The following is a 19,680-nucleotide window of genomic DNA, read 5'->3' as shown; positions in this document are numbered from 1 at the left end:
ATCCAGCAAATCTCTGCGCAGTCCGCAATATGCAGGAGGAATGAATAAAGGCCCCCGGCATGCAGGTGACTCGACAGCTCCGTATCCTTGCCCTGGTTGTTGCAATAATGTTGCACAGCCAGGCATGGGCATTTTCGGTCACTTTCATCTCGCCGGGGCGTGCGAACGAGGCCTTCTGGCTCAGTGCCAGCCGGGCGATGCAGGCAGCAGCCAGTCAGCTGGATATCCAGCTGGAAGTGCTATACGCCGAACGGGATCCGGTGCAGATGATGACATTGACCCGCACTGTCACCCAGCGCGTACGCAAGCCGGACTACCTACTGCTGGTTAACGAAAAGCTTGCCGGTCCTGCCATGCTGTCAATGGCCGATCAGGCTGGCATCCCCTGCTTCATCAGCTTCAATCAACTTACCCCCGCCCAGCTGCAGGCCAGCGGTCTGCCACGCCAGCGGCTCAGGCACTGGCTGGGATCTCTGGCCCCGGACAATACCATGGCCGGCAGCCTTACCATGCAGGCACTCCTGGATGAAGCCCGCCAGCGCTTTACACCCGGAACCCCGCTCAATGTCCTGATGATGGCTGGAGATCGCTCCACCCCGGCCTCCACCGAGCGGGTAGACGGTGCCAGGCGCGTCCTTGCCGCCCATCCATCGGCCCGTCTGACCCAACTGGTTTACGGAGAGTGGGAGCGCCAGCGCGCACTGCAACAAGGGCTGTGGCTGCTGCAGCGCTATCCACAGATCAATATTGTCTGGGCAGCCAATGACGAGATGGCATTCGGTCTGGAAGAAGCCATCACGCGTAGCGGCAAACAGCCCGGCAAACAGGTACTGCTCAGTGCCATCAACAATTCACGCCAGGCCATGTGCGAGCGGCGGGATGGCCGCCTGAGCGCACTGGCTGCAGGCCATTTCATGATGGGTGCCTGGAGCCTGGTGTTATTGTACGACTACCAGCACGGCCAGGATTTTGCCAGTGAAGGCCTGCAGTTGCGACCTGCGGTGTTCAGTACTGTCTCCAGCGCACAAGCCCAGCGCTTTTTGCAGTTATTCGCCGATAATGACTTCAGGGGCATCCGTTTCAAGCAGTTCAGCAAATTCGCCAACCCGGCCTTGCAGCGCTATGCCTTCGACTTCAGCACCTTGCTGAACTAGGAGCTTGTCCATGCCCACGCGCAGACTCACCCGCCAGCTGATCTGGCAACTGCTGCTGTATACCCTGCTGTTTGGCGTGGTAGTAACCGCACTGAAAGCAGGGCAGGTGCTGCGCGATGGCCAGCGGCAAATGGATGCCATCCCGAGCACCGTGTCACGACTTTACCTGCCGCTACTGGGACAAAGTGCCTGGGATGTGGATATACCAGCCCTGCAACTGCAATTGCGCCTGATTGGCCAGATGCCCGGCGTACAGAGTGTTGAACTACGCACCGAGCTGGGCCAGTCGCTACGCTATGAAAACCCGGAATTGTCCGACCAGCTGAACAGTGGCACATACCGGCTGCAGTTGCTCGCACCCCACAGTATGGAGAGCATAGGCACGCTACAGCTGACCGTGTCGCGCCAGCATATCTACCACGCCATCTGGCAGGAAGTGGCCAGTTCGGCCTTGCAGTTCCTGCTGGAATTTTTTGGGCTGGCCTTGCTGCTGTGGTGGCTGTTCAACCGGCGTCTGGTCAAACCATTGCAGGGCATGGCCCATACCGTGCGCAGCTATCAACCCGGCACGGAGCTGCCGCCCCTGCTCCCCGGCCAGCCACAACAACACACCGATAATGAGCTGAGCGAGCTGGCCCGTGCCTTTCGCGGCATGAGCAACAATATCAACCGCCATCTGGCAGAGCGGCAGACGATTGAAACCGAGCTGGCCAGCCACCGTGACCAGTTGGCCGAACTGGTGACCGAGCGCACAAAAGAGCTCAACCAGCTGTTAAGTTTTCAGCAGTTGATCGCGGCTATCTCCACACGTTTCATCAATGTTCCATTACGGGATATCGATCAGGCCACTGATATGGCACTGGGAGAAATCGGACGATTCATGCAAGTGGAACGCTGTTATCTGATCAGTTTTTCCGATGACTGGCTGGTCAATACCGTGCATGAATGGTGTGCATCCGGCATCCAGCCCACTACTCACACCCTGCTGGGACAAAACATGCTGCAGCGCAGCTGGGCCTGGCAGCAATTGCAAAGCTTCGGCCTGCTGTCCCTGGATGCGCTGGCAGATCTCCCGGCTAGCGCACAGCAGGAGCGCCTGGAGCTGGAAGCCCATCAAGTACAAAGCCTGTTCATGCTGCGTATCGACCACATGGGCCGACCGGTTGGCCTGTTTGGCTGCGACATGGTCAGCCGTCCGCGCCGCTGGCAGGGCAAGGAACAGCAGCAAGCTCGGCTGCTGGGCGAAACCCTGGCCAACACCATCATCCGCCGCCAGCAGTTGCAGGCATTGAGCAGCACTCAGCAGCAACTGCACAATGCCAATGCTGATCTGGCTCGCATGGCATTCAGCGATGGCCTGACCGGCATTGCCAACCGGCGCTATTTTGATGAACAGCTCACCCAGTGCTTCCAGCAAGCCAGGACAGAAGCAAGCCCACTGAGCGTGCTGCAGATTGATATCGACTATTTCAAGCAATTCAACGATAGCTATGGCCACCTGGCCGGCGACCAATGCCTGCGCCAGGTGGCGCAATGCATTCATGCCCAGTTGCCAGAAGTGCAAGACCTTGCCGCACGGGTAGGTGGTGAGGAATTTGGTGTGCTATTGCCGGGCAGAAACAGCGAGCAGGCCGGCGTGCTGGCCGAAAGGATTCGGCAGGCCATCTGGCAGTTGGCCATTGCCCATCGCAAGAGCAGCACAGGCGACCGGGTGACTATCAGTATCGGCGTAGCCACCCTGCATGAACGGCATGATGCCGAGCACATGCTGATGCGCGATGCCGACCGGGCGCTTTACCGGGCCAAGAACCAGGGACGCAACCAAGTGGCCAGCGCCGGTGTGCCTTCAGCCATGACAAACCAGATAGCAGATCCGCACCCATGAACAAAATAGCCCGGCAATGCCGGGCTATTTGATCGGGAATCGTGGAAGCTTACAGACCCAGCCGCTGCCACACGGTAGACACCAGACCAGCCTGGTTCAGGGTGTAGAAATGCAGGCCCGGCGCACCATTAGCCAGCAGGCGGTCACACAGCTCGGTCACCACATCCAGGCCCAGCGCACGAATCGACGCCGTGTCATCGTAGTAGGACTGCATGCGTTGACGCAGCCAGCGCGGCACTTCGGCCCCACACATATCGGAGAAGCGGCATAGCTGGCCAAAGTTGGCAATCGGCATGATGCCCGGCACGATGGGAATGTCCACACCGCGTGCCTGTGCTTCATCGACAAAGCGGAAGTAGGCATCCGCATTGAAGAAGTACTGGGTCATGGCCGAATTGGCACCGGCTTTCACCTTGCGCACGAAATTGTTCAGGTCGTCCTCGGCCGACTTGGCCTGTGGGTGGAATTCCGGATAGGCGGCCACTTCGATATGAAAATGTTCGCCATGCTCGCTGCGGATGAACTCGACCAGCTCATTGGCATAGCGGAATTCACCGGCAGCCACCATGCCGGACGGCATGTCACCACGCAGCGCCACAATGTGACGGATGCCGTGATTGCGGTATTCATTGAGGATGGCGCTGATGTTTTCCCGGGTCGAGCCGATACACGACAGGTGCGGTGCCGCGGCATGCCCTTCGCTGCGGATCTCCAGCACGGTGGACAGGGTGCCATCGCGGGTGGTGCCGCCGGCACCGAAGGTCACCGAGAAAAACTGCGGCTTGAACTGGGCCAGTTGCTGGCGGGTAGTACGCAGCTTGGCCACGCCTTCGGGGGTCTTGGGCGGGAAAAACTCGAAGCTGAAGGTTTTTTTCTGTTCGTTCATGATCGTCTCTGTCCCTGCTCGGGGCGGCAGGCTTTGTTTTTATACTGCAGCGTGTCGCAGCGGTAGCGGCCCGCGGATAGAAAAACGGACAGGTGCATCATACCCTGCCCTGTCCGTTTGCCTTACAGCCCGCTATCAATAACGATAGTGCGCCGGCTTATAAGGACCCTGCTTCGGCACGCTGATGTAGGCGGCCTGCTCGTCGGACAGTTCGGTCAGATTGGCACCGATACGCTTCAGGTGCAGACGGGCCACCTTCTCGTCCAGATGCTTGGGCAGCACATACACTTCCTTGCCGTACTTTTCACCGTGCTGGAAGATTTCCATCTGCGCCAGCACCTGGTTGGTGAAGGAGTTGGACATCACGAAGCTGGGGTGGCCGGTGGCGCAGCCCAGGTTTACCAGACGGCCTTCGGCCAGCAGGATGATGCGCTTGCCATCCGGGAAGATGATGTGGTCAACCTGCGGCTTGATGTTGTCCCACTGGTACTGACGCAGGCTGGCGACTTCGATTTCGCTGTCGAAGTGGCCGATATTGCACACGATGGCGTTATTGCGCATTTTGGCCATGTGCTCGTGGGTAATCACCGACACATTACCGGTGGTGGTGACAAAGATGTCGCCCTGATCGGCTACATCATCCATGCGTACCACGCGGTAGCCTTCCATCGCCGCTTGCAGCGCGCAGATCGGGTCCACTTCGGTCACCCATACGGTGGCACCCAGGCCACGCAGGCTCTGGGCGCAACCCTTGCCCACATCACCGTAACCCAATACCACGGCCACCTTGCCGGCAATCATCACGTCGGTGGCGCGCTTGATGCCATCCACCAGCGATTCGCGGCAGCCGTACAGGTTGTCGAACTTGGACTTGGTCACCGAGTCGTTGACGTTGAAGGCCGGGAACGGCAGACGGCCTTCTTTTTGCATCTGGTACAGACGATGCACGCCGGTGGTGGTTTCTTCGGTCACGCCCTTGATATGCGGCAGGCGCTTGGAATACCAGTGCGGGTCCACTTCCAGGTAACGGGCAATGGCAGCAAACAGCGCGGTTTCTTCTTCGTTGGACGGGTGGCTGATGACGCTGCGGTCTTGCTCGGCCTTGCTGCCCAGCATCAGCAGCAAGGTGGCATCGCCACCATCATCCAGAATCATGTTGGCTTCCTGACCTTCCGGCCATTCGAAGATCTTGTGGGAGAACTCCCAGTATTCATCCAGGCTTTCACCCTTGAAGGCAAACACCGGGATATTGGCCGCGGCAATGGCTGCAGCAGCGTGGTCTTGCGTGGAGAAGATATTGCAGGAAGCCCAGCGTACATCGGCACCCAGCTCCACCAGGGTTTCGATCAGCACACCAGTCTGGATGGTCATGTGCAGTGAACCGGCAATGCGGGCACCACGCAGCGGCTTCTGATGGGCATATTCTTCACGCAATGCCATCAGGCCCGGCATTTCGGTTTCGGCGATTGCCAGTTCCTTGCGCCCCCAGGCAGCAAGATTGATGTCAGCTACGTGAAAATCGGTGAATTCAGCCATCGTGCAAAGTCCTTTCACACGCCGGCCGGAACGCGGCTCACCCGCTATTCCGGCATCGGCACGGAGTTTAGTCAGGTGAGCGCCGTTTGCAAGAAGCCCGAGCCTGGGGATTGACCTCGCAGCGCTCCTCGGGAATGCCGTAATTATACCTAGAGACGCAAAAATGTGAATGAAACTTGAGCGACAGGAGGTAAACTAAAACATTGCACTTAGCATAGTCACTTTGCATAGCGGGCCTCATGTCTCTTGTTTTTACTTCCATTTCAGCCATTTCGGGGCTTGCCGCCCTTAGTGCGGCAACCATCGGCATCCTGGCATGGGAACGTCGCAAGGTGGCAGGAGCACGCTATCTGGCCTGGCTGATGCTGGCAGTCATGCTCTGGGCCGGAGCAGCCATGCTGGAGCTGTCCTCCACCCTGCTGCGTGACAAGATTTTCTGGTCCAAGGTGGAATACCTGGGCACGCTGAGCGCCCCGGTGCTGTTTTTCCTGCTGGCAGCCGACTACAACCAGCTTGACCGGGCCTTGCGACCACGCAATATCCTGCTGCTGCTGCTCATACCGCTGCTCAGCATGGGACTGGCCATTACCAATGAAAGACACGGGCTGATCTGGAGCAGCTTCCAGCCCTCGCCATCCGGCTACAATCTGCTTATTTTCAATCACGGCCCGCTATTCTGGCTGATGGTAGCCGGCTATTCCTACATGATGATGGTGCTGGGCTCCTTGCTGCTGCTACGGACTCTGCACTTCTATCCACCCCACTACCGGGGCCAGTCGCTCATCCTGATGCTGGGTGCCATCGTGCCGTGGATTGGCAATCTGCTCTATCTGTCAGGCCATATTTCGCTGCGCGGACTGGACCCTACCCCGCTATGCTTTGCCATCACCGGGGCAATTTTCGCCTTTGACCTGCTCTATCTGCGCATGCTGTATGTGGTGCCGATTGCACGCGGCAATGCCTTTAATGCCATGGGTGACGGTATTGTGGTGATTGACCGCGACAAGACCATTCTGGATATCAATCCGGCTGCAGCCAATCTGTTTGGCAAGCCTGCTGCCGTACTGTGCGGCCAACAGCTGCAAATCGCCTCACTGGTTGCCGTAGCTGATCATGATGGCTCGCATCAAGTGGAGCTGAATGGACCAGGTTCTCGCTCCATACTTGAAGTACGCGCCTTTCCCATCCGCGAAAGCGGAGTCACGCTGGGTGGACGCATGCTGGTGCTACGCGATATTTCGCGCCAGCGTCTGGCCGAGGAGGCGCTGCATCAGGCCTATCTGCAGTTGAAAACCCGCATTGATGAAATCGAAACGCTGCAAGACACCTTGCGTGAGCAAGCACTACATGACCCGCTTACCGGCCTGTACAACCGCCGCTATCTCGAGGAGACCCTGGGCCGAGAAATCAGCAGGGCAGAACGTGAGCAGCGTCCGCTTACCTTTGCCCTGATTGATCTGGATAACTTCAAAAGCATCAACGACCGCTTCGGACACATCATTGGCGATACTGTGCTGTGCGAGCTGGCAGAGCTGCTGCGCGCCCACTGCCGCCAGGCCGATATCGTGTGCCGTCTGGGCGGGGAGGAGTTCATTGTGGTGCTGCCTTCGGCAGATCAGCGCAATGGCTGGATGCGGCTGGAACTACTGCGCCGGCGCTTTTCCGACCTGCGCTTCCAGGCAGAGCAGCATAGCTTCCAGACCAGCTTTTCCTGTGGCATTGCCTGCTATCCCGACGATGGCAACAGCTTTTCCAGCCTGTACCAGCTGGCTGACCTGGCACTCTATCAGGCCAAGGCCAGGGGCAAGAACCAGGTTTTGCTACATGGCATGGCAGCAGATGGAGTCAGCCAGCCACAACAAGGCAGGCAAGACGTACGGGAAGAATGAAAAAAGCCGGGAATTCCCGGCTTTTCTTGCAGTGCGAGCGCCTTATTTGACAATGCGCAGGCTGGGACGGCCACTTGGACGCGGCGGCGCGTCTTCCTTTTCCTTCAGCGCGGCAGTATCTTCGACCGCATCAGCCTCGACTACCGGCTGTAGCACAGGTGTTGCCGGGGCCGTTGCATTCAGCTCCACCTCAAAGCCCATGCCCTCACCGGTTTCACGTGCAAAGATGGACATCACGTTGCCGACGGGAACCCAGATATCGCGGGAAACGCCGGCAAAGCGCGCTGAAAACGACACCCACTCATTATCAATGCGCAGATTCTGCGTGGCCGATGCCGCGATATTGAGCACGATCTCGTTGTTTTTCACGTACTCGCGCGGTACATCTGCATGCTCGTCCACCCATACCACCAGGAAGGGCGTATGGCCATTGTCCGTGCACCATTCATAGAGGGCTCGGAGCATATAGGGCTTGGTGCTGGCGCTCATGGTCATCCTTACTTGCGCATGGCCTTTTCAGACGGGGTCAGCGAGTCGATGAAGGACTGGCGCTGGAAGATGCGTTCAGCGTACTTCAGAATCGGCGCAGCATGCTTGCCCAGATCGATATTGTAGTGCTCCAGGCGCCACATCAGCGGTGCAATGGCCACGTCGATCATGGAGAACTCTTCGCCCAGCATGAATTTCTGCTTGGCAAAAACCGGGGCAATGGTGGTCAGGCCATCACGGATGGCTTCACGCGCCTTGGTAGCTTCCTTACCGGTAGCACCGGCTTCCAGCACTTTTACATTGCAGAACAGTTCGTTCTCAAAGCGGTGCAGGAACAGACGGGCACGGGCACGCATCACCGGATCGGCCGGCATCAATTGCGGATGCGGGAAACGTTCATCGATGTATTCATTGATGATGTTGGACTCGTGCAAGATCAGGTCGCGCTCTACCAGTACCGGCACTTCGTTGTAGGGATTCATCACAGCCAGGTCTTCGGGCTTGTTGTGAATGTCTACATCGATGATCTCGAAATCCATTCCCTTTTCATACAACACGATACGGCAACGTTGGCTGAAGGGGCAGGTAATTCCAGAATAAAGAGTCATCATGGCTAGCGGATATCCTTGACAGAGGCAATCGTTTTCAATCGAAGTGGCCATTTTACCATTTTCGGCATGGCAATTTCCACAACAACATCACAAGCCCATGATTTAAAAAGAAAAAAGGCGGAAATATCCGCCTTTTTCATTTAACCTGGCTCACTAAATCAGTGAACATCTTTCCAGTATTCCTTCTTCAGGAAGTAGGTCAGCGGCAGCAACAACAAGCCCAGGAACAGCAGTACAACGTAACCGATCTGATGACGCTTGACCTGTGCCGGCTCACCGATAAAGACCAGATAGTTGGTCAGGTCAGCCATGCGCTTGTCAAACTCAACCGTATTGGCCTTGCCGTTTTCCAGCTTGGTCAGCGAACCAGCCTTAACCAGTTCGAGCTTGTGCTCTTCGTGGCCCTCGGCATTCTTCTCGGTCTTCAGTACCTGCTCGCCCTGCATTTCCCACAGCACGTGCGGCATGCCAACCTTGTCAAACACCAGGTTGTTCCAGCCGGTCGGGCGGGACGGATCACGGTAGAAGCCACGCAGATAGGCGTACAGATAGTCGGCACCACGGGAACGGGCAATCAGCGACAGGTCCGGCGGAGCCGCACCCAGCCACACTTTGGCGTCCTTCTTGTCCATGGAAACATTCATCTGATCGCCAATCTTGGCACCTTCCGGCAGCAGGTTGGCCTTGATCTGCTCTTCAGTCAGACCGATGTCTTCCAGACGGTTGTAGCGCATGGCGCTGGCCGAGTGGCAGGACAGGCAGTAGTTGCTGAACAGCTGGGCACCACGTTGCAGGCTTTCAGTATCCTGAATGTCGATGGGTGCCTTTTCCAGCTTCGGCCCTTCATTGGCCAGAACCGTGCCGCTTACCGGCAACACCAGCGCCATGGCAGCGATCAGGTGGCGGATTTTGCTTTTCATATGTCCTTTCCCCTTGCTTACACGTTGGTGCCGAACAGATAGGCCGCGATGATCGTCACAGCCACCAGTACCAGGAACTTCAGCTGGCGCTTGCCATTAGTCTCCGTCACGCGGGTCGGTACCGGTACGGTGCCGACGTCGTTCTTGGTATAGAACGGCATGCCCAGGAAGAAGGCAAAGTAGACAAACGAGAGGATCTGCGAGATCAGGGTACGGCCAGCCGTCGGCGGCATGGCACCCAGCATGCCCAGGCCGATGAAGGCGATGATGAACAGCACCAGCATGAACTTGAACTTGGGACCGCGATAACGGATGGACTTGATCGGGGAACGATCCAGCCACGGCAGGAAGGCAATCACCACCACGGCAGCACCCATGCCGATCACACCCCAAACCTGGGTACCCAGGAAGGACGGAATGGCACGCAGAATGGCGTAGAACGGGGTGAAGTACCATACCGGCGCGATGTGCGGCGGCGTCTTCAGCGGGTCAGCCTGGTCGAAGTTCGGGTGCTCCAGGAAGTAGCCACCCATTTCCGGCAGGAAGAACACGATGATGGAGAACACGATCAGGAACACGGCCACACCGAAGACATCCTTCACGGTGTAGTAGGGATGGAAAGGAATGCCATCCAGCGGGATGCCCTTTTCGTCCTTCAGTTTCTTGATTTCAACGCCATCCGGGTTGTTGGAACCCACTTCGTGCAGTGCAATCAGGTGAGCCACCACCAGAGCCAGCAGCACCAGCGGAACAGCAATCACGTGCAGGGCGAAGAAGCGGTTCAGCGTGGCATCGGACACCACGAAGTCACCACGAATCCACACCGACAGGTCCGGACCGATGACAGGGATGGAACCGAACAGGTTCACAATCACCTGCGCACCCCAGAAGGACATCTGGCCCCAGGGCAGCAGATAACCCATGAAGGCTTCAGCCATCAGGCACAGGAAGATCAGGCAGCCAAACACCCACACCAGCTCGCGCGGTTGCTTGTACGAACCGTAGATCAGGCCACGGAACATGTGCAGGTAAACCACCACGAAGAACATGGAGGCACCAGTGGAGTGCATGTAGCGGATGATCCAGCCACCTGCCACATCACGCATGATGTATTCCACCGAAGCGAAGGCCACCGGAATGCCGGCACCGTTCAGCGTGCCATCCGGTTTGTAGTTCATGGTGAGGAAGATGCCGGTGACGATCTGGATGACCAGAACCAGCATGGCCAGCGAGCCGAAGAAATACCAGAAGTTGAAGTTCTTCGGTGCGTAATACTCGGTAACGTGCTCTTTCAGCATCGACGACAGCGGAAAGCGGTCGTCAATCCAGTTCAGCAGCTTTTGTCCTTTGCTCATTTTTCCCCCTCAGCTTATTTGTCGTCGCCAATCAGCAGGCGGGTATCGGACAGATACTTATGCGGCGGAATTTCCAGGTTCTTCGGAGCCGGCACACCCTTGAACACGCGGGCAGCCAGGTCGAACTTGGAACCGTGGCACGGGCAGTAGAAACCACCCAGCCATTCCGGACCCAGATCGGCAGGAGCCAGATCAGGACGGAAAGTCGGCGAACAGCCCAAATGGGTACAGATGCCCACGGCAACCAGCAGCTCCGGCTTGATGGAGCGGGCTTCGTTCTGGCAGTACTTGGGTTGTTGCTCTACTTCGGACTTGGGGTCCACCAGCTTGGGGTCGTTCTTCGGCAGATCGGCAAGCTGCTGCTTGGTGCGGGACAGCAGCCATACCGGCTTGCCGCGCCACTCGACGTTGATCTTCTGGCCCGGCTCCAGCTTGCTGATATCCACCTCAACCGGTGCACCAGCGGCCTTTGCCCGTTCAGACGGGAAGAAACTCATCAGAAACGGCGTCGCCACCCCGGCAACAGCCACACCCCCAACAGCGCTGGTTGCTACCGTCAGAAACCGACGGCGCCCCGTATCGACTTGTTGTTCACTCATTACAGTCATCCTCAAACGTGGAAACCGAGCTTAAACTTCAAACCAGGCGATTTTACCTGATTACCAGTAGGGACATGAAGCGCCTATGCAAATAAATTGAGCCAGGTCGGGTAGTTTTGTCTAAACAGGATTGAAAAGATCGACAAATTCAACACTTATGCCGTGCAAATGAGAAAGCTTCTCGCCCAGCGCCGCGATACCATAACGTTCAGTCGCATGGTGTCCCGCCGCGATAAAGGCAACGCCATATTCGGCAGCCAGATGGAAACACTGTTCGGATACTTCACCTGTTACAAAGGCATTTACACCCAGGCCGATGGCCTCTTCAAAGAAAGCCTGCGCGCCACCGGTGCACCAGGCAACACGGCTTACCCTTTGATTTTCATCGCCCAATAGCAAGGCATCGCGCCCCAGCACCCTGCCAATATGATCGGCAAAGGACCGAGCCGTACCTGCTTGCGGCCAATGCCCATGCCATAGCAAGCCCTGTTCACCAGTCTGCCCGGCGACCTCCAGACCGAGCATTGCGGCCAGCCGGGCATTGTTTCCCAGTTCCAGATGCGCATCCAGCGGCAGGTGATAGGCAATCAGGCTGATATCATGCTGCAACAATTTGGCCACACGTGCGCGTTTCATCCCAACCAGTCGGGCATCCTCACCTTTCCAGAAGTAGCCGTGATGCACCAGGATGGCATCTGCCTGACGGGTGATTGCCTCATCAATCAATGCCTGCGAAGCAGTCACGCCACAGACGATGCGCTGAATTTCTGCCCGGCCCTCCACCTGCAAGCCGTTGGGGGCATAGTCCTTGTAACGCCATGGTTCCAGCCACTCATCCAGGCTGGCCAGTACTTGTTGTAATTGCATGATGCATCCTTGCGAAATGAGCTGCCGCCTATTGTGCCAGAGAAGCCGGCTGCTACCCGCCATCGCGCAGAAAAACAAAAACCCCGCACAAGTGCGGGGTTTTCAGGTTCAGCGAGAAGCCGAAGCAGCTTACATCATGCCGCCCATGCCACCCATGCCGCCCATGTCCGGCATGCCGCCAGCAGCCGGCTTGTCTTCCGGCAGTTCGGCGATCATGCAATCGGTAGTCAGCATCAGGCCGGCAACGGAAGCAGCGTGTTGCAGCGCGGAGCGGGTTACCTTGGCCGGATCCAGCACGCCCATTTCCAGCATGTCGCCGTATTCGCCGGTGGCAGCGTTGTAACCAAAGTTACCCTTGCCTTCCAGCACCTTGTTCACGACTACGGACGGCTCGTCACCAGCGTTCTTGACGATCTGACGCAGCGGGGCTTCGATGGCTTTCAGTACGATCTTCACACCAGCGTCCTGATCGACATTGTCAGTCTTCAGGCTGTCCAGAGTGGAGCGGGCACGCAGCAGAGCTACGCCACCACCAGCCACAACGCCTTCTTCTACAGCGGCGCGGGTAGCGTGCAGCGCGTCTTCAACGCGAGCCTTCTTCTCTTTCATTTCCACTTCGGTGGCTGCACCAACCTTGATCACGGCAACACCGCCAGCCAGCTTGGCCACGCGTTCTTGCAGTTTTTCACGGTCGTAGTCGGAAGAAGCTTCTTCGATCTGGCGACGGATTTCACCAACGCGAGCCTGGATGGCATCAGCCTGACCAGCGCCGTCAATGATGATGGTGTTTTCTTTGCCCACTTCGATACGCTTGGCTTGGCCCAGCATGTCCAGAGTGGCTTTTTCCAGGGTCAGGCCCAGTTCTTCGGCAATCACGGTACCGCCGGTCAAGATGGCGATATCCTGCAGCATGGCCTTGCGACGGTCGCCAAAGCCCGGAGCCTTGACAGCAACCACCTTCAGGATGCCGCGGATGGTGTTGACCACCAGGGTAGCCAGTGCTTCGCCTTCAACATCTTCGGCGATGATCAGCAGCGGACGACCGGACTTGGCCACTTGCTCCAGTACCGGCAGCAGGTCGCGAATATTGGAAACCTTCTTGTCGAACAGCAGGACGAACGGATTGTCCAGAGCTGCAATCTGTTTTTCCTGGTTGTTGATGAAGTACGGGGACAGGTAGCCGCGGTCGAACTGCATGCCTTCCACGACGTCCAGTTCGTTGTTCAGGCTCTTGCCGTCTTCAACGGTAATCACGCCTTCCTTGCCCACTTTTTCCATGGCGGTGGCGATGATTTCACCGATATCGGAATCGGAGTTGGCGGAGATGGAGCCAACCTGGGCGATTTCCTTGGTGGTGGCACATGGCTTGGCGATCTTGGCAATTTCACCAACCAGGGAAATAACAGCCTTGTCGATGCCGCGCTTCAGGTCCATCGGGTTCATGCCGGCAGCAACATACTTCATGCCTTCTTGAACGATGGCCTGGGCCAGTACGGTCGCAGTGGTGGTACCGTCGCCGGCCACGTCGGAAGTCTTGGAGGCCACTTCCTTCACCATTTGTGCGCCCATGTTTTCGAACTTGTCTTTCAGTTCGATTTCCTTGGCCACGGAAACACCATCCTTGGTGATGGTCGGCGCACCGAAGGAGCGGTCCAGTACCACATTGCGGCCTTTCGGGCCCAGGGTAACCTTGACGGCGTCAGCCAGAATGTTGACACCAACCACCATCTTGGCGCGTGCGGAATCACCGAACTTTACGTCTTTTGCAGCCATGCTCAAATCTCCAGAATTCTATGAAAGGGTCGTAGAAGGGTGTATGGGTCGGAATTACTCGACGATACCCATTACATCTTCCTCGCGCATTACGAGGACTTCTTCGCCATCAACCTTGACGGACTGGCCGGAGTACTTGCCGAAGATGACCTTATCGCCAACCTTCAGTTCCAGCGGACGGCGCTCGCCATTGTCCAGAACCTTGCCGTTACCGACAGCCAGCACCTCGCCCATATCGGGCTTTTCAGCGGCGGCACCCGGCAGAACGATGCCGGAAGCAGTCTTTTCTTCAGCCTCAAGGCGCTTGATAACAACACGATCGTGCAGCGGACGAATTGCCATTGATCTCTCCTAAATACAAAGTGGCTGTTGAATGCAATATGTACTGCCAGAATGGCAGCGCGGGGCGGGTTTTAGCACTCACCCCTGACGAGTGCTAATAATAGGGACGGCCTGCACATGTTTCAAGTGGGCTGCCCGAAATTTTGCCTGCCCCTACAGGCAGGCAAAACCGGCAGGAGAAGTCAGGAATCGTCGCGGCGCAGCACCAGCCAGCGCGGGATCTTGAAGCGCACGATCATGCGGTAAAGACGGAGATAGAGCAGCACAAACAACAGGCAGAACAGCATCAATACCCAGGTATGGTTCCAGAACAGCATGGCCGGAATCACCGAAAAGGAAGTCAGTAACCATAGATAGGGAGAGGTCATGCTGTTGCGCTGGGTAAGATGACGTGCCTCCTTGGAGCCCACCATCCACAACACCATGCGCTTGTAAATCATCTGGTGCAGATGCAAAGCATCCGGATAGCCCACAGCCCGGCCCTGCAGAAACTTGCGGCGATAAATGGAAAAGATGGTTTCAAACACCGGGTAGATCACACACAGCAAGGGAAACCACGGCGATACCGCCGGGTTGCGTGCCACCAGTAGCACCGACATTTCGGCAATCATGAAACCAATCAGATAGGCCCCGCCATCACCGGCAAAAATCAGCCCGCGCGGGAAGTTCCAGAACAGGAAACCCAACACCGCGCCAACCATGGCAAAGCATACGCTCATCAACACGATGTCATGCACCTTGAAACACACATAGATGATGGAGAGGAAGATGAACACTGCCACCATGCCGGACAGGCCGTTATAGCCATCAATGATGTTCACCGCATGGGCAACCCCGCCCACCGCCACCATGGTCAGCAACAAGGACAGCCACCAATAGGAAGCCAGCAAGTGATCCAGCCCCGGAATGGCCAACCGCGCCAGCCCTGCACCCAGCAGGAAATATCCCAATGCAGCCGCCACAAACGTAGCCAGCAAACGTGGCAAGGGACCGATTTTCTTGGTGAGATCCTCAACAAAGCCAGCGGCAAATGCCGGGAAGGCCGATAGCAACAGCGACAGTACCCATACCGAAGTATTCAGATAGCCGGAAAGCGCACAGCCCGCCACCAGCCCCAACATGATGGGCAGCCCACCTATGCGGGGCACCGGTGTGGCGTGGAACTTCTGCACGCCACGGACATCGCTGTCCGTCGAGAAGCGTGCATGTAAGTAGGCATAACGAATCAGCAGCAATCCAGAAAAAAAAGAAGCTGCCAACGCAAGCAAGAGAATCTGCAACATGTGGCATCACGGCTTGAATGGGGGTGGAACGAAAAATACGGATCTACCGTAACAGTCCCAAGACTGTACAACGAGAAACCGGTTAAATTTGTCTTATAATGCTGGCCTTGCAGGTGGGCACTCTGCACTTGCCAACGTGCCGGCTACTTTATCATGGCCACCTGCCAAGCAAAAATTACTTACTTATTATTGGAATTGATAAATGATATTGGTTACTGGTGGTGCCGGCTATATTGGTTCGCATACCTGCGTAGAACTACTTAACTCCGGCCATGAAATAATCGTATTGGATAATTTGTGCAACAGTCATGAAACCGCACTGCGGCGCATTGAAACACTGACCGGGAAAAAGCTGCACTTTATTCATGGCGACGTCCGCGACCCGTCGACGCTGGCGCAGGCTTTTTCCTTCCCCATCAAGGCGGTAATGCATTTTGCCGGACTTAAGGCCGTAGGAGAGTCCGTAGCCGATCCGCTGCGCTACTACGACAACAATGTCTACGGCACGCTCAGCCTGCTGCAAGCCATGCAACAGCATGGCTGCAGACAGTTCATCTTCAGCTCAACCGCAACCGTCTACGGCATTCCCGATAGCGTTCCGGTACAAGAACACTTCCCGCTCAATCCGATGCAGCCCTATGGCCGTAGCAAACTGATGGTTGAAGACATGCTGCGAGATCTGGAACAGTCTGACCCAGACTGGCGCATTGCCATTTTGCGCTATTTCAACCCGGTAGGTGCGCATGAAAGCGGCCTGATCGGCGAAGACCCGAATGGCATTCCCAACAACCTGATGCCATTCATTTCCCAGGTGGCTATCGGCAAATTACCCAAACTGAATGTCTTTGGAAATGACTATCCCACCCCGGACGGTACTGGCATCCGCGACTACATTCATGTAGTTGACCTGGCGAAAGGCCATGTCAAGGCACTGGAAGCCCTGAACAATGGTTCGCTCACGGTCAATCTCGGTACTGGCAAAGGCTATTCGGTACTGGACATGGTGAATGCCTTCATCAACAGCACCGGCCAGGACGTCCCCTATCAGGTATCACCGCGCCGTGCCGGTGATATTGCCGAGTACTGGGCATCTCCTGAGCAAGCAACACAACGCCTGGGCTGGAGTGCAAACCGCAGCCTGGAAGACATGTGTCGCGACACCTGGCGCTGGCAGCAGCAAAACCCGAATGGCTACCGTTGAGTCGCAGCCTGCAAAAAACCTTACCTATCCAGATAGAGATAAAACATGATCCTCGTCACAGGCGGTGCCGGCTTCATCGGAGCCAACTTTGTTCTCGACTGGCTGAATGGCAATGATGAAGCAGTCATCAACCTCGACAAGCTGACCTATGCCGGCAATCTGCAAACCCTGGCCAGCCTGGAGAGCGATCCGCGCCATCTGTTTGTCCAAGGTGATATCGGCGATCGGGAACTGGTCAGCCACCTGTTGCAGGAACATCAGGTGCGCGCGGTGATCAACTTTGCAGCAGAAAGCCATGTAGATCGCTCCATCCACGGCCCGGGTGACTTCATCCAGACCAATGTCGTGGGCACCTTCAATCTGCTCGAAGCCGTGCGGGCTTACTGGAATGCCCTGGAAGGCGAAGCCAAGGCGGCTTTCCGCTTCCTGCACGTGTCCACCGACGAGGTGTACGGCACGCTGTCCGCCAGTGACGCACCGTTCAGCGAAACCAACCGTTACGAACCCAACAGTCCCTACTCGGCCAGCAAGGCCGCATCGGACCACTTGGTACGTGCCTGGCACCACACATACGGCCTGCCGGTAGTCACCACCAATTGCAGCAACAACTACGGCCCCTATCATTTTCCGGAAAAGCTGATTCCGCTGGTCATCCTGAATGCGCTGGCCGGCAAGCCCTTGCCCATTTACGGTGATGGCCAGCAAATCCGCGACTGGCTGTATGTGAAAGACCATTGCAGCGCCATCCGCACCGTGCTGGCGCAAGGTCGCCTGGGTGAAACATATAATGTTGGCGGCTGGAACGAAAAAGCCAATCTGGACGTTGTCCACACCATCTGCAGCATCCTGGATACCCTGCGCCCAAAGGCCGATGGCACCGGCTATGCAGCACAAATCACTTACGTACAGGACCGCCCCGGCCATGATCGCCGCTATGCGATTGATGCACGCAAGCTGGAACGCGAGCTGGGCTGGAAACCGGCAGAAACCTTTGAAAGCGGCATCCGCAAGACCGTAGAGTGGTACCTGGACAATCAGGACTGGGTCAGCAATGTTACCAGCGGCAACTACCGCCAATGGCTGGAACAACACTACGGAAACAAGGCATGGGCCGCATCCTGATTACCGGCATCAACGGCCAGCTGGGTTTCGAGCTGCGCCGCTCCCTGGCCATGCTGGGCGAGTGCATCTGCCTGGATCGCCAGCAACTGGACCTGTCCCGTCCGGCAGACATTGCCGCTGTGCTGGAGCGATACCAGCCGGACATCATCGTCAACCCGGCAGCCTACACCGCCGTGGACAAGGCCGAGAGTGACGCCGAGCTGGCCCATGCCGTGAATGCTGCCGCACCGGCCGCGATGGCCGACTGGGCCGCGGCAAAAAATGCACTGCTGCTGCACTACTCCACCGACTATGTGTTTGATGGCGACAAGGCCACGCCTTATGCGGAAGACGATGTCACCAACCCGCAGTCGGTATATGGCTTGAGCAAATACCAGGGTGAACAGACCATCCGTGCCAGTGGTGCCAACCACATCATCCTGCGCACCAGCTGGGTGGTGGGCGCACATGGGGGTAATTTCCTCAAGACCATCATGCGCCTGGCGCGCGAACGCGACAGCCTGAATGTGGTGGCCAACCAGATTGGCGCACCCACACCCGCTGCGCTGATTGCCGATGTCACGGCACACATCATCAAACAATGGCAGACCAGCCAGGACAAGTCCTTGCTCGGTACCTATCACCTGACCAGCAGCGGCAGCACCAGTTGGCATGGCTATACCCAATACCTGCTGAAACTGGCAGAGCGTTATGGCCTCGCATTACAACTGACACCCGCCAAGCTGCATGCCATCCCGGCCAGCGCCTACCCCACACCCGCAAAACGCCCCGGCAACTCCAGGCTAAATTGCAGTAAAATCGAGCACAATTTCGGCCTGATCATGCCAGCATGGCAGAGCGGCGTGGAACAGGTGTTCCAGCAGATCTTCAATTCCTGATGCAGGACGCAAGCAGATGAAACGTAAAGGCATCATCCTGGCGGGAGGCAGCGGCACCCGCCTGTACCCCGCCACACTGGCAGTCAGCAAACAATTGCTGCCCATCTACGACAAGCCGATGATCTACTACCCGCTCAGCACCCTGATGCTGGCCGGGATTCGCGACATCCTGATCATCTCCACCCTGCAGGACACCCCGCGCTTTGAGCAGTTGCTGGGCGATGGCAGCCAGTGGGGCATCAGCCTGCAATACGCGGTACAACCCAGTCCTGATGGCCTGGCACAGGCTTTCATCATTGGCGAAGACTTCCTGGCCGGGGCTCCTTCAGCGCTGGTGCTGGGCGATAATATCTTCCACGGCCATGACTTCCCCAAACTGCTGAAAGCGGCCAACGCCAAGCAGCAAGGTGCCAGTGTGTTTGCCTACCACGTACAGGACCCGGAGCGCTACGGCGTGGTGGAATTCGACGCCCAAGGCAAGGCCTTGTCCATCGAGGAAAAACCGGCCATCCCGAAATCCAACTATGCCGTCACCGGTCTGTACTTCTACGACAATCAGGTCGTCGACATCGCCAAGTCCATCCGCCCCTCACCGCGCGGCGAGCTGGAAATCACCGATGTCAACAACCACTACCTGCAACAAGGCCAGCTGGATGTTCAGACCATGGGGCGTGGCTATGCCTGGCTGGATACCGGCACCCACGAATCCATGCTGGAAGCCAGCCAGTTCATTGCCACAGTGGAAAACCGCCAGGGCCTGAAAGTGGCCTGTCTGGAAGAAATTGCCTACGTGCAGCAATGGATTGATGCAGGCCGATTGGAACAGCTGGCGCAACCGCTGAAGAAAAATGCCTACGGACAGTACCTGCTGCAGTTGTTGAAGTAAGAAA

General features: G+C 57.1%; 18 protein-coding genes and 1 riboswitch. Of the genes, 7 read left to right on the top strand and 11 right to left on the bottom strand.

What is annotated here, in order from left to right:
* The first annotated feature begins 107 nt into the window (after positions 1 to 107).
* Together GSR16_RS02050 and GSR16_RS02045 are read left to right on the top strand one after the other, a co-directional pair.
* The gene (locus tag GSR16_RS02050; protein ID WP_159874923.1) at positions 108 to 1,154 is read left to right on the top strand and encodes an ABC transporter substrate-binding protein; all 1,047 of its coding nucleotides are present in this window, start codon (positions 108 to 110) and stop codon (positions 1,152 to 1,154) included.
* A gap of 10 nt (positions 1,155 to 1,164) precedes the next feature.
* Entirely contained in the window at positions 1,165 to 3,039 is a 1,875-nt protein-coding gene (locus GSR16_RS02045) for a sensor domain-containing diguanylate cyclase (RefSeq protein ID WP_159874922.1), read from the top strand.
* Between the two features lie 49 nt (positions 3,040 to 3,088).
* Here the strand turns inward: GSR16_RS02045 and metF are convergent, their stop codons facing one another.
* Both metF and ahcY read right to left on the bottom strand, forming a co-directional pair.
* Positions 3,089 to 3,925 (bottom strand): methylenetetrahydrofolate reductase [NAD(P)H], encoded by an 837-nt coding sequence (gene metF / locus GSR16_RS02040; protein WP_159874921.1) that lies wholly within the window; start codon positions 3,923 to 3,925, stop codon positions 3,089 to 3,091.
* Between the two features lie 135 nt (positions 3,926 to 4,060).
* The gene (ahcY, locus tag GSR16_RS02035) at positions 4,061 to 5,461 is read right to left on the bottom strand and encodes an adenosylhomocysteinase (RefSeq protein ID WP_159874920.1); all 1,401 of its coding nucleotides are present in this window, start codon (positions 5,459 to 5,461) and stop codon (positions 4,061 to 4,063) included.
* A 70-nt stretch (positions 5,462 to 5,531) separates the two neighbouring features.
* A riboswitch (S-adenosyl-L-homocysteine riboswitch) is annotated at positions 5,532 to 5,597 on the bottom strand.
* 103 nt (positions 5,598 to 5,700) lie between these two features.
* Here ahcY and GSR16_RS02030 point away from each other — a divergent pair.
* A complete protein-coding gene (locus tag GSR16_RS02030; protein ID WP_159874919.1) occupies positions 5,701 to 7,350 on the top strand; it encodes a histidine kinase N-terminal 7TM domain-containing diguanylate cyclase in 1,650 nt (549 codons plus the stop codon).
* Between the two features lie 42 nt (positions 7,351 to 7,392).
* Here GSR16_RS02030 and GSR16_RS02025 read toward each other — a convergent pair whose 3' ends face one another.
* From GSR16_RS02025 to GSR16_RS01985, 9 genes are all read right to left on the bottom strand, one after another.
* Positions 7,393 to 7,839, bottom strand: coding sequence for a ClpXP protease specificity-enhancing factor (locus GSR16_RS02025; RefSeq protein WP_159874918.1), 447 nt, complete (start codon positions 7,837 to 7,839; stop codon positions 7,393 to 7,395).
* Positions 7,840 to 7,847: 8 nt separating this feature from the next.
* Positions 7,848 to 8,450 (bottom strand): glutathione S-transferase N-terminal domain-containing protein, encoded by a 603-nt coding sequence (locus GSR16_RS02020; protein WP_159874917.1) that lies wholly within the window; start codon positions 8,448 to 8,450, stop codon positions 7,848 to 7,850.
* Positions 8,451 to 8,608: 158 nt separating this feature from the next.
* Positions 8,609 to 9,370 (bottom strand): cytochrome c1, encoded by a 762-nt coding sequence (locus GSR16_RS02015; protein ID WP_159874916.1) that lies wholly within the window; start codon positions 9,368 to 9,370, stop codon positions 8,609 to 8,611.
* A 17-nt stretch (positions 9,371 to 9,387) separates the two neighbouring features.
* Entirely contained in the window at positions 9,388 to 10,725 is a 1,338-nt protein-coding gene (locus tag GSR16_RS02010) for a cytochrome b (RefSeq protein ID WP_159874915.1), read from the bottom strand.
* A gap of 14 nt (positions 10,726 to 10,739) precedes the next feature.
* Entirely contained in the window at positions 10,740 to 11,324 is a 585-nt protein-coding gene (petA, locus tag GSR16_RS02005; protein WP_159874914.1) for a ubiquinol-cytochrome c reductase iron-sulfur subunit, read from the bottom strand.
* A 120-nt stretch (positions 11,325 to 11,444) separates the two neighbouring features.
* Complete coding sequence (locus GSR16_RS02000; RefSeq protein WP_159874913.1) at positions 11,445 to 12,191, bottom strand: Nif3-like dinuclear metal center hexameric protein; 747 nt, start codon at positions 12,189 to 12,191, stop codon at positions 11,445 to 11,447.
* Between the two features lie 129 nt (positions 12,192 to 12,320).
* On the bottom strand, positions 12,321 to 13,964 hold the full coding sequence (groL, locus tag GSR16_RS01995) for a chaperonin GroEL (RefSeq protein WP_103524241.1): 1,644 nt from the start codon (positions 13,962 to 13,964) through the stop codon (positions 12,321 to 12,323).
* 54 nt (positions 13,965 to 14,018) lie between these two features.
* A complete protein-coding gene (gene groES / locus GSR16_RS01990) occupies positions 14,019 to 14,306 on the bottom strand; it encodes a co-chaperone GroES (RefSeq protein WP_045846653.1) in 288 nt (95 codons plus the stop codon).
* Positions 14,307 to 14,488: 182 nt separating this feature from the next.
* Positions 14,489 to 15,589 (bottom strand): MraY family glycosyltransferase, encoded by a 1,101-nt coding sequence (locus GSR16_RS01985; protein ID WP_159874912.1) that lies wholly within the window; start codon positions 15,587 to 15,589, stop codon positions 14,489 to 14,491.
* Between the two features lie 202 nt (positions 15,590 to 15,791).
* Here GSR16_RS01985 and galE point away from each other — a divergent pair, with 202 nt between their 5' ends.
* The 4 genes from galE to rfbA are packed head-to-tail and all read left to right on the top strand — an operon-like array spanning position 15,792 to position 19,676.
* Positions 15,792 to 16,790, top strand: a complete 999-nt coding sequence (gene galE, locus GSR16_RS01980) for a UDP-glucose 4-epimerase GalE (protein ID WP_159874911.1) — start codon at positions 15,792 to 15,794, stop codon at positions 16,788 to 16,790.
* A gap of 45 nt (positions 16,791 to 16,835) precedes the next feature.
* Positions 16,836 to 17,912, top strand: coding sequence for a dTDP-glucose 4,6-dehydratase (gene rfbB / locus GSR16_RS01975; protein ID WP_159874910.1), 1,077 nt, complete (start codon positions 16,836 to 16,838; stop codon positions 17,910 to 17,912).
* Complete coding sequence (gene rfbD, locus GSR16_RS01970) at positions 17,897 to 18,790, top strand: dTDP-4-dehydrorhamnose reductase (RefSeq protein WP_159874909.1); 894 nt, start codon at positions 17,897 to 17,899, stop codon at positions 18,788 to 18,790. The genes rfbB and rfbD overlap by 16 nt, the downstream gene beginning before the upstream one ends.
* A 16-nt stretch (positions 18,791 to 18,806) precedes the next feature.
* The gene (gene rfbA, locus GSR16_RS01965; RefSeq protein WP_159874908.1) at positions 18,807 to 19,676 is read left to right on the top strand and encodes a glucose-1-phosphate thymidylyltransferase RfbA; all 870 of its coding nucleotides are present in this window, start codon (positions 18,807 to 18,809) and stop codon (positions 19,674 to 19,676) included.
* Positions 19,677 to 19,680 lie beyond the last annotated feature (4 nt).

Source organism: Aquitalea denitrificans, from assembly GCF_009856625.1.
GTDB lineage: Bacteria > Pseudomonadota > Gammaproteobacteria > Burkholderiales > Chromobacteriaceae > Aquitalea > Aquitalea denitrificans.
This window is presented reverse-complemented; position numbering and strand designations above follow the sequence as displayed.